General features: G+C 57.6%; 17 protein-coding genes and 1 tRNA gene. 12 read left to right on the top strand and 6 right to left on the bottom strand.

The genetic code is table 11. The features are described 5' to 3' along the window. Positions 1-8: 8 nt before the first annotated feature. The 3 genes from BMX68_RS17160 to BMX68_RS17150 all read left to right on the top strand — a co-directional run bounded on the left by BMX68_RS17160 (position 9) and on the right by BMX68_RS17150 (position 1,923). Positions 9-1,037 carry a nucleoside hydrolase gene (locus BMX68_RS17160; protein ID WP_017132434.1) on the top strand — a complete coding sequence of 343 codons (1,029 nt, stop codon included), beginning with the start codon at positions 9-11 and terminating at the stop codon, positions 1,035-1,037. Between the two features lie 93 nt (positions 1,038-1,130). Then, on the top strand, positions 1,131-1,436 hold the full coding sequence (locus BMX68_RS17155) for a hypothetical protein (RefSeq protein ID WP_017132435.1): 306 nt from the start codon (positions 1,131-1,133) through the stop codon (positions 1,434-1,436). A gap of 169 nt (positions 1,437-1,605) precedes the next feature. Continuing rightward, complete coding sequence (locus tag BMX68_RS17150; RefSeq protein WP_017132436.1) at positions 1,606-1,923, top strand: I78 family peptidase inhibitor; 318 nt, start codon at positions 1,606-1,608, stop codon at positions 1,921-1,923. 61 nt (positions 1,924-1,984) lie between these two features. Here the strand turns inward: BMX68_RS17150 and BMX68_RS17145 are convergent, their stop codons facing one another. Together BMX68_RS17145 and BMX68_RS17140 are read right to left on the bottom strand one after the other, a co-directional pair. Continuing rightward, positions 1,985-2,197: a cold-shock protein gene (locus BMX68_RS17145; protein WP_017132437.1), complete on the bottom strand. Its 213-nt coding sequence runs from the start codon at positions 2,195-2,197 to the stop codon at positions 1,985-1,987. A gap of 293 nt (positions 2,198-2,490) precedes the next feature. Beyond that, positions 2,491-2,691 carry a hypothetical protein gene (locus BMX68_RS17140; RefSeq protein ID WP_345939357.1) on the bottom strand — a complete coding sequence of 67 codons (201 nt, stop codon included), beginning with the start codon at positions 2,689-2,691 and terminating at the stop codon, positions 2,491-2,493. A gap of 491 nt (positions 2,692-3,182) precedes the next feature. Here BMX68_RS17140 and thrS point away from each other — a divergent pair, with 491 nt between their 5' ends. From thrS to BMX68_RS17095, 9 genes are all read left to right on the top strand, one after another. Then, entirely contained in the window at positions 3,183-5,105 is a 1,923-nt protein-coding gene (gene thrS, locus BMX68_RS17135) for a threonine--tRNA ligase (RefSeq protein ID WP_017132439.1), read from the top strand. Next, a complete protein-coding gene (gene infC, locus BMX68_RS17130) occupies positions 5,105-5,656 on the top strand; it encodes a translation initiation factor IF-3 (protein ID WP_176987518.1) in 552 nt (183 codons plus the stop codon). Before thrS ends, infC begins: the two co-directional genes overlap by 1 nt. A gap of 60 nt (positions 5,657-5,716) precedes the next feature. Beyond that, complete coding sequence (gene rpmI, locus BMX68_RS17125) at positions 5,717-5,911, top strand: 50S ribosomal protein L35 (RefSeq protein ID WP_002553160.1); 195 nt, start codon at positions 5,717-5,719, stop codon at positions 5,909-5,911. Between the two features lie 30 nt (positions 5,912-5,941). Continuing rightward, positions 5,942-6,298 carry a 50S ribosomal protein L20 gene (gene rplT / locus BMX68_RS17120; RefSeq protein WP_017132441.1) on the top strand — a complete coding sequence of 119 codons (357 nt, stop codon included), beginning with the start codon at positions 5,942-5,944 and terminating at the stop codon, positions 6,296-6,298. 111 nt (positions 6,299-6,409) lie between these two features. After that, positions 6,410-7,426 carry a phenylalanine--tRNA ligase subunit alpha gene (gene pheS, locus BMX68_RS17115; protein WP_017132442.1) on the top strand — a complete coding sequence of 339 codons (1,017 nt, stop codon included), beginning with the start codon at positions 6,410-6,412 and terminating at the stop codon, positions 7,424-7,426. A gap of 27 nt (positions 7,427-7,453) precedes the next feature. Next, entirely contained in the window at positions 7,454-9,835 is a 2,382-nt protein-coding gene (pheT, locus tag BMX68_RS17110; protein WP_017132443.1) for a phenylalanine--tRNA ligase subunit beta, read from the top strand. Positions 9,836-9,838: 3 nt separating this feature from the next. Continuing rightward, positions 9,839-10,141 carry an integration host factor subunit alpha gene (gene ihfA, locus BMX68_RS17105; RefSeq protein WP_002553164.1) on the top strand — a complete coding sequence of 101 codons (303 nt, stop codon included), beginning with the start codon at positions 9,839-9,841 and terminating at the stop codon, positions 10,139-10,141. Then, positions 10,122-10,478 (top strand): MerR family transcriptional regulator, encoded by a 357-nt coding sequence (locus BMX68_RS17100; RefSeq protein WP_017132444.1) that lies wholly within the window; start codon positions 10,122-10,124, stop codon positions 10,476-10,478. The genes ihfA and BMX68_RS17100 overlap by 20 nt, the downstream gene beginning before the upstream one ends. Positions 10,479-10,567: 89 nt before the next feature. Next, positions 10,568-10,644, top strand: a tRNA-Pro gene (locus BMX68_RS17095). A gap of 93 nt (positions 10,645-10,737) precedes the next feature. Here BMX68_RS17095 and BMX68_RS17090 read toward each other — a convergent pair. The 4 genes from BMX68_RS17090 to BMX68_RS17075 are packed head-to-tail and all read right to left on the bottom strand — an operon-like array spanning position 10,738 to position 13,031. After that, on the bottom strand, positions 10,738-11,847 hold the full coding sequence (locus tag BMX68_RS17090; RefSeq protein WP_017132445.1) for a phage integrase Arm DNA-binding domain-containing protein: 1,110 nt from the start codon (positions 11,845-11,847) through the stop codon (positions 10,738-10,740). Next, positions 11,847-12,086 (bottom strand): hypothetical protein, encoded by a 240-nt coding sequence (locus BMX68_RS17085; RefSeq protein ID WP_017132446.1) that lies wholly within the window; start codon positions 12,084-12,086, stop codon positions 11,847-11,849. The genes BMX68_RS17090 and BMX68_RS17085 overlap by 1 nt, the downstream gene beginning before the upstream one ends. A 38-nt stretch (positions 12,087-12,124) precedes the next feature. Further along, on the bottom strand, positions 12,125-12,505 hold the full coding sequence (locus BMX68_RS17080) for a hypothetical protein (RefSeq protein WP_017132447.1): 381 nt from the start codon (positions 12,503-12,505) through the stop codon (positions 12,125-12,127). A gap of 49 nt (positions 12,506-12,554) precedes the next feature. After that, positions 12,555-13,031, bottom strand: coding sequence for a class I SAM-dependent methyltransferase (locus tag BMX68_RS17075; protein WP_017132448.1), 477 nt, complete (start codon positions 13,029-13,031; stop codon positions 12,555-12,557). Between the last annotated feature and the right edge of the window lie 141 nt (positions 13,032-13,172).

Here is a 13,172-nt window from a genome sequence, read left to right as displayed (position 1 = left end):
AGCGCACAATGCACCGCTATGCTCAGATCTTGCAACGCTGGTTCCGGAGTCTGCTGATTTTGTCCTTGCTCACTGCTACAGGCGCCCAGGCGGCGGAAAAAATCGATCTGATCATCGATACCGACCCAGGGGCCGACGACGTGGTCGCGCTGCTGTTCGCCCTGGCTTCGCCTGAGGAGTTGCATATTCGTGCCTTGACCACCGTGGCCGGTAACGTGCGCCTGGACAAGACCTCGCGCAACGCGCGCCTGGCCCGTGAATGGGCAGGGCGCGAGGAGGTGCCGGTGTATGCCGGTGCGCCCAAGCCGTTGCTGCGCACGCCGATCTATGCCGAGAACATCCACGGCAAGGAAGGCATCTCTGGCGTCACCGTGCACGAACCCAAGGCACCCCTGGCCAAGGGCAATGCCATCAACTACCTGATCGAAACCCTGCGTGGCGCCAAGCCCCACAGCATCACCATTGCCATGCTGGGGCCACAGACTAACCTGGCGCTGGCCTTGATCCAAGATCCCGAGATCACCCAGGGCATCAAGGAAGTGGTGGTCATGGGCGGCGCGCACTTTAACGGTGGCAATATCACCCCGGTGGCCGAGTTTAACCTGTTCGCCGATCCCCAGGCCGCCGAGGTGGTGCTCAAGAGTGGGGTCAAGCTGACCTACCTACCGCTCGACGTGACCCATAAGATTCTCACCAGTGACGAGCGCCTGAAGAAGATCGCGGCGCTGAACAACAACGCCAGCCAGGTGGTCGGCGATATTCTCAACGAATACGTCAAGGGCGATATGGAGCACTACGGTATCCCTGGTGGCCCGGTACATGACGCCACGGTGATCGCCTATTTGCTCAAGCCCGAGTTATTCAGCGGGCGCCGGGTCAACATGGTGGTCGACAGCCGTGAAGGCCCGACCTTCGGCCAGACCATTGTCGACTGGTACGATGGCCTGCAACAGAACAAAAACGTGTTCTGGGTCGAGAATGGCGACGCCCAGGGCTTCTTCGACCTGCTGACGGCGCGCCTGGCCCGCCTGAAGTAACGGTGATAACCCGCGGGCACTTGCCTGCGGGTTCCTAGGCACAAGGGGCGGCAGCATGCCAGAATCGGGTTTTGCTTTTTCTGGAACCCATCCGTGCAAATCGATTTGAACAACCCCGCCAACCTGACCCTCGAGGCCGTGCGCCAGTTGCTCGCATCGGCCAGTGACGAGGTGCACACTCAATTGCGGGTGACCCGTTCCGGCATCGCCTATCTGTCTTCTCGTGTCGTCGGCGGGCAGGATATCGAGGGTCTGTCGTTCCGGCTCGAAACCTGGGCAGCCGGTTCCGGTTATGTCGGCAACGTCGCGGCCAGTGACGAAGTCTGGGTCATGCAGGTCTTCAATGCGTTGAAAGAAAACTGGCCCAATCCGCCATCCGATTACATCGATGTTTACTGATTCAACAATGCGTTCATATTCAGTCACGATTCATTGCACGGGTGAGCCGGCGACTCAGGCAGACTTATCCTTCGTTGCCGTAGGAATCGGGCTGACGATTGTTCGGCATGCAACCAATGACGTAAACGACGGTCGCACGCACTCTACTTATTTTTTTAAAGGAGGCTTCATGCCTTGCAAGCTTGCATCTTTGGGGGCGTTGTTCGCCATGTTGGTCCTGGCGGGTTGCGCGAATGGCGGCTCGGCCTCGACGGCCAATGCGTCTGCCGGCGAGAGTGGCCATAGCCGTTGCGAAGCTAAAGGCGCCGAGTTCGCGCTTGGCAAGCAGGCCTCCGCCGAGCTGCTTGAGCAGGCGCGCAACCGGAGTGGCGCACAGATGGCACGGATTCTTGGACCCGATGATATGGTCACCCTGGAATATCGTTCAGAACGCCTGAACCTTAATGCGGACAGCGCGGGCAAGATCGAGCGGGTCAATTGCGGCTGAGTTTTGTAGCCTCCATAAAAAACCCCGCCACGTGGACGGGGTTTTTTCAGTTCGCGGAAATTTACTCCGGACGAACCTGTGCAGCTTGCATACCCTTTTGGCCTTTCTCAGCCACGAAGGAAACGCTCTGGCCTTCTTTCAGGCTTTTGAAACCGTCGCTTTCGATAGCTTTGAAGTGTACGAACAGGTCGTCACCGCCACCTTGAGGAGTGATGAAGCCGAAGCCTTTTTCATCGTTGAACCATTTTACGGTGCCGGTTTGGCGATTAGACATGGTGTATCTCCAAGAAACATATATTTTCAGTAGTACTGTGCTGCTCAGGCCAACTGGGCACACAGGCCTATCATAGTCGAAATGTTCGACTTGGGAGCCCCCCGCAGTTCCCGATTGCCAAGCAGTCGTGCTTTCTTTATCGCAGTGATTGGCTGAGAGCCCCGGTTTAAAAGGGTTGCAGGAAAAACCGGCGGTGATAAAAAAAGCCGTAAAGCTGCATAAAATGTGTGAAAAGGCTGGTTTTCAAGCCGTTTTTGGTTCTGAAGACCGCGTAAATCTCCGTATGTCAGGGATTATTTGACGACCCGGCAGTCGGCAATGGCGCCCAGGGCCTTGGTCTTGAGTTCGGGACTGGGCTCTTTTTTGGCGTTCATCAGTGCGGAGATTTCATTCTTGCTGAAGTTGTCCCGCAGCTTGTCGGCACTACAGGCACAGTGTTGTTTCGCCACGTTGACCGGGACGCTCCGGCTGGCGGCAGCGGTACAGTCGTTCATGTAGGCAGTGCGCGTTTCCTTTGAAGGCCAGTCAGCGTGGGCACCCGAGGGCAGCAGGAGAAGGGTTGGAACGGCAAAGGCAAAAAGCTGAGTCAGGCGCATGGTTGAATACTTCTCCGGATAAAAACGACGGGCTGAGTAGTAGCGCTTGCCCCGTATTTGAGGGCGTGGGTGCAATTCAAGTTCAGTCGGGCTATTAACCCGCGGACTTTAGCAGTTTGTGCGTCAAGCGAGGCGATGACCGTTCATCTGTGCTAGCATCCCCGACCTGGCTATTTCCGGCATCGGTGCGAGCTGCAACTAATCGATGCCACTGCCATCAACCCTTTTTTGAACTCCAGTCACGGTGGTTCGTTTTCCGGTTGGCCCTTGCGGCTCCTGCCACTGTGCGGCAGGCGTTCTTCACTGAACGGCTGGACGGATCATGTACTGGCTGCTCATCCCAACCCACGTGACCTTTGGTAGGGGTCACCACTAGGAGAGGAGGCGCCATGCCCACTATTACTCTTCCCGACGGCAGTCAACGCTCGTTCGATCGTCCCATTTCCGTCGCTGAGGTTGCCGCCTCCATTGGTGCCGGCCTGGCCAAGGCCACGGTGGCCGGTAAGGTCGACGGCAAGCTGGTCGATGCCTGTGACTTGATCGACGCCGACGCCACGCTACAGATCATCACGCCCAAGGATGAGGAGGGGCTGGAGATCATTCGTCACTCTTGTGCCCACCTGGTTGGCCATGCGGTCAAACAGCTGTACCCGACGGCCAAGATGGTGATCGGTCCGGTCATTGACGAAGGTTTCTACTACGACATCGCCTACGAGCGTCCTTTCACTCCGGACGACCTGGCCGCGATTGAGCAGCGCATGCAGTTGTTGATCGAAAAAGACTACGACGTGATCAAGAAAGTCACGCCGCGCGCCGAAGTGATCGACGTGTTCACCCAACGTGGCGAGGACTACAAGCTACGTCTGGTCGAGGACATGCCGAATGAACAGGCCATGGGCTTGTATTATCATGAAGAATACGTCGACATGTGTCGTGGTCCCCATGTGCCGAACACGCGCTTCCTGAAGTCGTTCAAGCTGACCAAGCTGTCCGGTGCCTACTGGCGCGGCGACGCCAAGAACGAACAACTGCAACGTGTCTACGGCACGGCTTGGGCGGACAAGAAACAGTTGGCTGCCTACATCCTGCGCATCGAAGAAGCGGAAAAACGCGACCACCGTAAGATCGGCAAGCGCCTGGGCCTGTTCCACACCCAGGAAGAAGCGCCGGGGATGGTGTTCTGGCACCCGAACGGCTGGACCCTGTACCAGGTGCTTGAGCAGTACATGCGCAAGGTGCAACGTGACCACGGCTACCTGGAGATCAAGACCCCGCAAGTGGTCGATCGCTCCCTGTGGGAGAAGTCCGGGCATTGGGCCAACTACGCCGAGAACATGTTCACCACCGAATCGGAAAGCCGCGACTACGCGATCAAGCCGATGAACTGCCCATGCCACGTGCAGGTGTTCAACCAGGGCCTGAAGAGCTACCGCGAGCTGCCGCTGCGCCTGGCCGAATTCGGTGCCTGCCACCGCAACGAGCCGTCGGGCGCGCTGCACGGCATCATGCGCGTGCGTGCTTTTACCCAGGACGACGCCCATATCTTCTGCACCGAAGAGCAGATGCAGGCCGAATCCGCCGCGTTCATCAAGCTGACCATGGATGTCTACGCCGACTTCGGTTTCAAGGACATCGAGATGAAACTGTCCACTCGTCCGGAGAAACGCGTAGGTTCCGATGAGTTGTGGGATCGGGCCGAAAATGCCTTGGCGGCGGCACTCGACAGCGCCGGCCTGCCGTATGACCTGCAACCGGGCGAAGGGGCCTTCTATGGTCCAAAGATCGAGTTTTCGCTCAAGGACTGCCTCGGCCGCGTGTGGCAGTGTGGTACCCTGCAGCTCGATTTCAACCTGCCTATCCGTCTCGGTGCCGAATACGTGTCCGAAGACAACAGCCGCAAGCACCCGGTGATGTTGCATCGGGCGATCCTCGGCTCGTTCGAGCGCTTCGTCGGCATTTTGATCGAACACTACGAAGGTGCGTTCCCGGCGTGGCTGGCGCCCACCCAGGCCGTGATCATGAATATCACGGACAAACAGGCTGATTTCGCCCTCGAAGTGGAAAAAACTCTGGCCGAAAGCGGATTTCGTGCCAAGTCCGACTTGAGAAATGAAAAGATCGGCTTTAAAATCCGCGAGCATACTTTGCTCAAGGTTCCCTATCTTTTGGTTATCGGAGATCGGGAAGTCGAGATGCAGACTGTCGCTGTGCGTACTCGTGAAGGTGCTGACCTGGGCTCGATGCCCGTCGCCCAGTTCGCCGAGTTCCTCGCGCAAGCGGTTTCCCGGCGTGGTCGCCCAGATTCGGAGTAATTATTATTAAGCGTGAAATGAGACAAGATAAACGAGCTGCACCGAAGGCCCCGATCAACGAGAATATCTCGGCACGCGAGGTTCGGTTAATTGGCGCTGATGGCGAGCAGATTGGCATCGTCTCGATTGATGAAGCGCTTCGGATTGCCGAAGAAGCCAAGCTGGATCTGGTGGAAATTTCCGCCGATGCAGTGCCACCCGTTTGTCGGGTGATGGACTACGGCAAGTCGATTTTCGAAAAGAAAAAGCAAATTGCTGCTGCGAAGAAAAACCAGAAGCAAGTGCAGGTTAAAGAAATCAAGTTTCGTCCAGGGACGGAGGAAGGGGATTACCAGGTAAAACTGCGCAACCTGGTACGTTTCCTGAGTGATGGGGACAGGGCCAAGGTTTCCTTGAGATTCCGCGGTCGTGAGATGGCCCACCAGGAGCTGGGGATGGAACTCCTCAAGCGGGTTGAAAGTGACCTGCTTGAGTACGGTTCGGTCGAACAGCATCCTAAGATGGAAGGACGCCAGCTTATTATGGTCATCGCCCCGAAAAAGAAGAAGTAACCACCAGGGCACGGCAGGCCTTGCGGTTATGTTTATCAACTGAATGCGGAGTATCCGAACATGCCAAAGATGAAAACTAAAAGTGGTGCTGCTAAGCGGTTTCTGAAAACTGCTAACGGTATCAAGCACAAGCACGCTTTCAAGAGCCACATCCTGACCAAAATGTCGACCAAGCGTAAGCGTCAACTGCGCGGTAGCAGCTTGCTGCATCCGTCTGACGTGGCAAAGGTCGAGCGCATGCTGCGCCTTCGTTAATTTTTGGATCAAGAATAGAGGAAGTAACTCATGGCTCGTGTAAAGCGTGGCGTCATTGCCCGTAAGCGTCACAAAAAAATTCTGAAACTTGCTAAAGGCTACTACGGCGCTCGCTCGCGCGTATTCCGTGTTGCCAAGCAAGCGGTTATCAAGGCAGGCCAATACGCCTACCGTGACCGTCGTCAGAAAAAACGTCAGTTCCGCGCTTTGTGGATCGCTCGTATCAACGCCGGTGCGCGTATCAACGGTCTGTCCTACAGCCGTTTCATCGCCGGCTTGAAAAAAGCGGCCATCGAGATCGACCGTAAGGTTCTGGCTGATCTGGCAGTGAACGAAAAAGCGGCGTTTGCTGCGATTGTCGAGAAAGCTAAAGCCACCTTGGCTTAAGTACCCCCCGACAATCACCTGGGCACGCCTTTGCGGGCTCGGGTGTTAAACGTCAGTAAATAGGGGAAGAGCCTTAAAGCTCTTCCCCTATTTCGTATCTGGAGTCTGTACATGGAAAACCTGGACGCACTGGTCTCTCAAGCACTTGAGGCTGTGCAAAGCGCTGAAGATATCAATGCCCTGGAGCAAATCCGGGTTCACTACCTTGGCAAGAAGGGCGAGCTGACTCAGGTGATGAAGACCCTGGGGAGCCTGCCGGCAGAAGAGCGTCCGCAAGTCGGTGCTCTGATCAACGTCGCCAAGGAGCGTGTCACAGAGGTTCTCAACGCGCGCAAGGCTGCGTTCGAGGAGGCGGATCTGGCTGCCAAACTCGCCGCCGAGTCCATTGACGTGACCCTGCCTGGCCGCGGCCAGACCTCGGGCGGTCTGCATCCGGTTACCCGGACTCTGGAACGCGTCGAACAATTCTTTACCCGCATCGGCTACGGCATCGCCGAAGGTCCCGAGGTGGAAGACGATTACCACAACTTCGAGGCGCTCAACATCCCTGGCCATCACCCGGCCCGGTCGATGCATGACACCTTTTATTTTAACGCCAGCATGCTGTTGCGCACCCATACCTCACCGGTACAGGTGCGCACCATGGAGTCGCAGAAGCCGCCGATCCGCATCGTCTGTCCAGGCCGTGTGTACCGTAGCGATTCCGATATCACTCATTCGCCGATGTTCCACCAGGTCGAAGGCCTGCTGGTCGATCGCGACATCAATTTTGCCGACCTCAAAGGCACCATCGAAGAGTTCCTGCGGGTGTTCTTCGAGAAAGAACTGGCGGTGCGTTTTCGGCCTTCGTACTTCCCATTCACCGAGCCATCCGCTGAAGTCGACATGGAATGCGTAATGTGCAGCGGTAAAGGCTGTCGCGTCTGCAAGCAGACCGGCTGGCTGGAAGTCATGGGCTGCGGCATGGTCCACCCCAATGTACTGCGCATGTCTGGCATCGACCCTGAAGAATTCCAGGGCTTTGCCTTCGGCATGGGCGTCGAGCGTCTGGCCATGCTGCGTTACGGCGTGAACGACCTGCGTCTGTTCTTCGATAACGACTTGCGGTTCCTCGCGCAATTTCGCTAGTCGTCACGAACTTATTAGGAGAACAGGATGAAATTCAGTGAACAATGGCTGCGCGGCTGGGTAAACCCGCAGGTGAGCCGCGACGAGCTGGTTGCTCGTCTGTCGATGGCCGGTCTTGAGGTCGATAGCGTGACCCCGGCCGCCGGCGCTTTCAGCGGCGTGGTCGTCGGTGAAGTACTCAGCACCGAGCAGCACCCGGACGCCGACAAATTGCGTGTCTGTCAGGTCAGCAACGGTTCGCAGACCTTTCAGGTTGTTTGTGGCGCACCCAACGTGCGCCCAGGTCTGAAGATTCCGTTCGCGATGATCGGTGCCGAACTGCCCGGCGACTTCAAGATCAAGAAAGCCAAGCTGCGCGGCGTCGAGTCGCATGGCATGCTGTGCTCGCAAGCCGAGTTGCAGGTCGGTGAAGGCAATGACGGCTTGATGGAGCTGGCCGCCGATGCGCCGGTTGGCGAAGATATTCGTGTTTACCTGAGCTTGGACGACGCCAGCATCGAGGTCGACCTGACCCCGAACCGCGGCGACTGCCTGTCCCTGGCTGGCCTGGCCCGTGAAGTCGGCGCGCTGTATGCCGCTCCAGTCACTCGCCCAGTGGTCCAGGCTGTGGCTGCCGTGCATGACGAGGTGCGGTCGATCGAGGTGTTGGCGCCAGCAGCTTGCCCGCGTTACCTGGGACGGGTGATTCGCAACGTCGACTTGTCGAAGCCGACCCCGTTGTGGATGGTCGAGCGCCTGCGTCGTTGCGACGTGCGCAGCATCGATGCCGCCGTCGACATCACCAACTACGTGATGATCGAACTGGGCCAGCCGCTGCACGCTTTCGACCTCGCCGAGATCAACGGCGGCATCCGTGTGCGAATGGCTGAGGAGGGCGAGAAGCTGGTACTGCTCGACGGTCAGGAAGTCAGCCTGCGTAGCGATACCCTGGTGATTGCCGACCACACTCGTGCCCTGGCGATGGCCGGCGTAATGGGTGGCGAACACAGTGGTGTCAACACCGCGACCACCCGCGACATCTTTTTGGAAAGTGCTTTCTTCGATCAGATCGCTGTCGCTGGCAAGGCCCGTTCCTATGGGCTGCACACCGATGCCTCGCATCGCTATGAGCGTGGCGTGGACTGGCAGTTGGCCCGTGAAGCCATGGAGCGCGCCACCGGCCTGCTGCTGGAAATCACCGGTGGCGAAGCCGGCCCCATCATCGAAACTGTCAGCGAGGCGCACCTGCCTGCCGTAGCTCCGGTGACTCTGCGTGCGGAGCGCGTCACCCAGATGCTGGGCATGGAAATGGACGCGGCCCAGGTGGAGCGCCTGCTGTCCGGCCTGGGCCTGGGCATTGTCGCCAGCGGAGTAGGGCAGTGGCAGGTCGAGGTACCCAGCCATCGCTTCGATATCAGCCTGGAAGTCGATCTGATCGAAGAGCTGGCGCGCCTGTATGGTTACAATCGCCTGCCGGTTCGTTATCCGCAAGCCCGCCTGGCACCCAAAGCCAAGGCCGAAGCTCGTAGCGAGCTACCGGAGTTGCGCCGCCTGCTGGTGGCCCGTGGTTACCAGGAAGCAATCACCTATAGCTTCATCGATCCAAAGCAGTTCGAATTGTTCAGCCCTAGCGTCGAGCCGTTGTTGCTGGCCAACCCGATCTCCAATGACATGGCGGCCATGCGCTCGTCCCTGTGGCCAGGTTTGGTCAAGGTGTTGCAGCACAACCTGAACCGCCAACAGGATCGCGTTCGCCTGTTCGAAAGCGGCCTGCGTTTCGTCGGGCAGCTGGAAGGCCTGAAGCAAGAACCCATGCTCGCCGGGGTGGTCTGTGGCAGTCGCCTGCCGGAGGGCTGGGCACAGGGTCGCGATACCGTCGACTTCTTCGACGTCAAAGCAGACGTGGAAGCGTTGCTGGGCTTTGCCGGTGCGCTGGATTCGTTCACTTTCGTGGCGGGCAAGCACCCCGCGTTGCATCCGGGTCAAACCGCGCGCGTCGAACGGGAAGGGCGTCTGGTCGGTTTCATTGGCGCGATCCACCCCGAACTGTCGAAAACCCTCGGTCTTGATCGTCCCGTCTTCGTTTTCGAGCTGGTCTTGGCCGAAGTGGCATTGGGTAAAATGCCGAAATTCAACGAGTTGTCGCGCTTCCCTGAGGTGCGTCGTGACCTCGCACTGGTGGCGGACAAGGGCGTGGCGGCCAGTGCCGTACTGGAAGTAATTCGTGAAAATGCAGGCGAATGGCTCACAGAGCTCAGGCTCTTTGACGTCTATGAGGGTAAAGGCATTGATCCGCATAGAAAAAGCCTTGCAGTTGGCTTGACCTGGCAGCATCCATCGCGCACTCTTAATGACGATGAGGTGAATTCCACGACGCAAAACATTCTCACCTCGCTCGAACAAAGGTTGAACGCCACGTTAAGGAAGTGACGTATGGGGGCTCTGACGAAAGCTGAAATGGCGGAACGTCTCTACGAGGAGCTGGGTCTGAATAAACGGGAGGCCAAGGAATTGGTCGAACTGTTTTTTGAAGAAATCAGACACGCTCTGGAAGACAACGAGCAGGTCAAATTGTCGGGATTCGGCAATTTCGATCTGCGGGACAAACGCCAGCGGCCTGGCCGCAATCCAAAAACGGGAGAAGAAATCCCGATCACGGCTCGCCGTGTGGTCACCTTTCGTCCAGGGCAGAAGTTGAAAGCCCGAGTTGAGGCCTATGCTGGAACCAAGTCATAACGACGAGCTCCCGCCGATCCCAGGCAAACGCTACTTCACCATTGGTGAAGTCAGCGAGTTGTGTGCGGTAAAACCACACGTGCTGCGTTACTGGGAGCAGGAGTTTCCTCAACTCAACCCCGCCAAGCGTGGTGGTAATCGTCGGTATTATCAGCGTCACGACGTGCTGATGATCCGGCAGATCCGCGCTTTGCTGTACGACCAAGGCTTTACCATCGGCGGGGCGCGTCTGCGCCTCTCCGGCGATGAGGCCAGGGACGACAGCACCCAGTACAAACAGCTTATCCGCCAGATGATTTCCGAGCTGGAGGATGTGTTGATGGTGCTGAAGAAGTAATTTTTTTGGAAATAATACTTCCAAAATTCAAAAGGTTAGGTTAAATTCCTAATCGCTTTCAGAGGTTTGGAAGCACAGCTACTCAGTGTCGGGGCGTAGCGCAGCCCGGTAGCGCACTTGCATGGGGTGCAAGGGGTCGAGTGTTCGAATCACTCCGTCCCGACCAATTATTCTGTAGACGGCTCAAGCACTTACGGTGCTTGAGCCGTTTTCATTTCTGACCCCATAATCAAAACAGAATCAAAATAAAATCAAAAAGTCAGCCCGAAATTTCCTTGATATCGAGGTCTGCGACCACCTCTGACCAGATGATGTCGTTGTGGTCCTTCTGGTAATTCCGCGTCATCCCCTCCGTTGTATGCCCCGCGATTCTCTGCCCGTCCTTGCCAGCCCGCTTGTACAGGTGGAGGGATAGCGCGCGCACCTCATGAAAGCCTGGTTGCTCGGCCTCGGTCCATTTTCTGTAGCAACCCGCAGCGTCCCTCGCGTCCTTGAACGCTCTCGTTAGAAACCTTTCCTCGACCTTCGTCCAATGCGCTTTGCCACTGGCCTGGGACTGTTTTTTGCGCTCAGGCTTCCGGTGGATCAGGTAGGGCGATGCGATATCGTCACGGCACCGAGCGATCACTTCGGCCAGCTCTTTCGTCAAAGCAAACTTGATCCAGCCAGCATCACTTGCCTTCTCTGTTTTGCTCTGGACTACGTGCAGGCCGCCATCGTGCGCATCACTGAACTTCATGTTCAGGATATCGCCCCGGCGCTGGGCGGTTATCAGTGCCAGGTCGATGGCGTTCTGTAGCCAAGCTGGAGAAACCTCGCGAATCGCTTTCAAACCCTCCACGGTGTGGCGCTTGCGCTGCTTTTTCTCGATCTTGGGGATGGTGTTTGATGCTGGATTGTCAGGGCATAGTCCCTTTGATGCCGCGTGGTTGAACACGTCCACCAGCAGCGCCCGTGCCTGGTTTGACGCGCGAGGGGTGAGTCCGTCGAGAATAATGGCAATGTGGCGAATGGTGATCTGGTCAATCGGCTGATCACCGATGGCTGTGCGGATTTGCTTTGCCCGAGTTCGGTAAAGGTCCAATGTGGCCTTTGCCAGCTCGCGAGGTGGGAGAATTTCGCGCTCGTAGTGATCGAGGAACTCGGCCATTGTTTGGCCTGTGCCCATGACTCCGGCGACCAGTTCGCTGCCGACCATCAGCAGGCTGTTCAGTTGCTTGGCGGCCTGGATTGCCTTCTGACGGTCGGTCCCCATACCGTGCCAGGCGCCAGTGTCTGGGCGCCGGTATTTGTAGGATTCGCCGCCGTTGTTCGGATAAAGGTTCGGCGGCAACGCCTTGTTCTTGGCGTTGCGAGGGCGGGGCACCATCAGGCGGCTCCTCTGAGCACCGAATCAACCAGATCGTTGCCAGTTGCGTTTTGATATGAGGTCCAATCAACGAACCAGAGCTTTCCGACGCGCTCGCCTGGCAGTTGATCGTTCCTGATCTGGTTTCGAATTGCTTGTGAGCATAGCGGAGTACCGTTCTCCCCCCATACTCGTCGCTGGAACTCGCTGATTTTTACCAGCTCCCGGCGGCTCTGCGCTGTTTGGCGCGTTGATTTCATGATGATGCTCCTTGCCGCGCGTGGCGGCAGAAGGTGGGCTAGGGTTTGGCGGGGAACCACTCGGTGTCGTATTCGTGCTGGGTCACCAGCTCCGGACTAAGGCTCGGCAACTGACGCTCGAAGGTCAGGTACCCGCATGGCTTTTCAATCCAGCACGGCGCCTCATCCATAAACTTTGCCTTGTAGATCCGGAGCAGGTGGTCAGCGGCCTTCTCGAATTCCTCTTCGCGATAGCTGCCCTCGCAGAATGTGCCGTTGCTGACGCGCCAGACGGTGCGCTTCGGCTGAGCCTCAGCCGCTTTGATCTTCTCGGCAATCTGGTCGCGGGCGTAGCGCATCTGGTCCAGGGTGAGAGTTGCGACCCAGGCATCGGTACCAATGCTCTGCTTATGGCCGAATTCGCATTTGATTTCAGGCATGAGGAATACCTCGCCCGCCGATCACCGGCAGGCTGTAGGGGGATTGGGGTTAGGGGTGCTTCATGAACGTGATCCAGTGCGTTTTTTCACGCTTACCGGACTTGTGTCCAAACAGGGGCTTTTCATCGGTTAGGGCTAGAAGTTCGCTGACCAGCACCTGGGCCTCGGCCCATTTGAAGATCAGGATTCCGTCGGTGGCCAGCACACGAAAGCATTCGGCAAACCCTTTGGCGATATCGTCGCGCCAGTCAGCGGTGAGCACGCCGTACTTGGCGCGCATCCAGCTATCGACGCCTGCGCGGGTGAGATGTGGCGGATCGAACACGACCAGCTTGAATGTGCCATCCTCGAAAGGCAGCGAGCGGAAGTCCATGATGACGTTCGGCTCAACCTTCAACACCCGCCCGTCGCACAGGATGTGTTCCTCGTCGCGGATGTCGCCGAACAGTGCGCGTTGGTCCTGCTTGTCAAACCACATCATTCGGCTGGCGCTGCATGGGTCGAGAACTTTCGCTGAAGCACTCATCACTTCGGCCCTTTGTAGATGAGCCAGGCCATGTAGGCGAGGGCGATCATGGCGTCACCCGCGCAGCCGCTACTTCATCAATAAGCGATTGCGGGAGAGAGGCGGCGAACTCGCCTTGCGACCACGACAATGGCTCGGACT

This window comes from Pseudomonas agarici, assembly GCF_900109755.1.
Taxonomy (GTDB): Bacteria; Pseudomonadota; Gammaproteobacteria; order Pseudomonadales; family Pseudomonadaceae; genus Aquipseudomonas; species Aquipseudomonas agarici.
This window is presented reverse-complemented; position numbering and strand designations above follow the sequence as displayed.

What these genes read in the sequence shown, in the direction of transcription:
- BMX68_RS17150 (WP_017132436.1), top strand. Translation starts at nt 1,606, where the DNA reads ATGCCTTGCAAGCTTGCATCTTTGGGGGCGTTGTTCGCCATGTTGGTC.
- pheS (WP_017132442.1), top strand. Translation starts at nt 6,410, where the DNA reads ATGGAAAACCTGGACGCACTGGTCTCTCAAGCACTTGAGGCTGTGCAA.
- ihfA (WP_002553164.1), top strand. Translation starts at nt 9,839, where the DNA reads ATGGGGGCTCTGACGAAAGCTGAAATGGCGGAACGTCTCTACGAGGAG.
- BMX68_RS17145 (WP_017132437.1), bottom strand. Translation starts at nt 2,197, where the DNA reads ATGTCTAATCGCCAAACCGGCACCGTAAAATGGTTCAACGATGAAAAA.
- BMX68_RS17075 (WP_017132448.1), bottom strand. Translation starts at nt 13,031, where the DNA reads ATGAGTGCTTCAGCGAAAGTTCTCGACCCATGCAGCGCCAGCCGAATG.
- rplT (WP_017132441.1), top strand. Translation starts at nt 5,942, where the DNA reads ATGGCTCGTGTAAAGCGTGGCGTCATTGCCCGTAAGCGTCACAAAAAA.
- BMX68_RS17100 (WP_017132444.1), top strand. Translation starts at nt 10,122, where the DNA reads ATGCTGGAACCAAGTCATAACGACGAGCTCCCGCCGATCCCAGGCAAA.
- rpmI (WP_002553160.1), top strand. Translation starts at nt 5,717, where the DNA reads ATGCCAAAGATGAAAACTAAAAGTGGTGCTGCTAAGCGGTTTCTGAAA.
- BMX68_RS17140 (WP_345939357.1), bottom strand. Translation starts at nt 2,691, where the DNA reads ATGAACGACTGTACCGCTGCCGCCAGCCGGAGCGTCCCGGTCAACGTG.
- BMX68_RS17085 (WP_017132446.1), bottom strand. Translation starts at nt 12,086, where the DNA reads ATGAAATCAACGCGCCAAACAGCGCAGAGCCGCCGGGAGCTGGTAAAA.
- BMX68_RS17090 (WP_017132445.1), bottom strand. Translation starts at nt 11,847, where the DNA reads ATGGTGCCCCGCCCTCGCAACGCCAAGAACAAGGCGTTGCCGCCGAAC.
- pheT (WP_017132443.1), top strand. Translation starts at nt 7,454, where the DNA reads ATGAAATTCAGTGAACAATGGCTGCGCGGCTGGGTAAACCCGCAGGTG.
- BMX68_RS17080 (WP_017132447.1), bottom strand. Translation starts at nt 12,505, where the DNA reads ATGCCTGAAATCAAATGCGAATTCGGCCATAAGCAGAGCATTGGTACC.
- thrS (WP_017132439.1), top strand. Translation starts at nt 3,183, where the DNA reads ATGCCCACTATTACTCTTCCCGACGGCAGTCAACGCTCGTTCGATCGT.
- BMX68_RS17160 (WP_017132434.1), top strand. Translation starts at nt 9, where the DNA reads ATGCACCGCTATGCTCAGATCTTGCAACGCTGGTTCCGGAGTCTGCTG.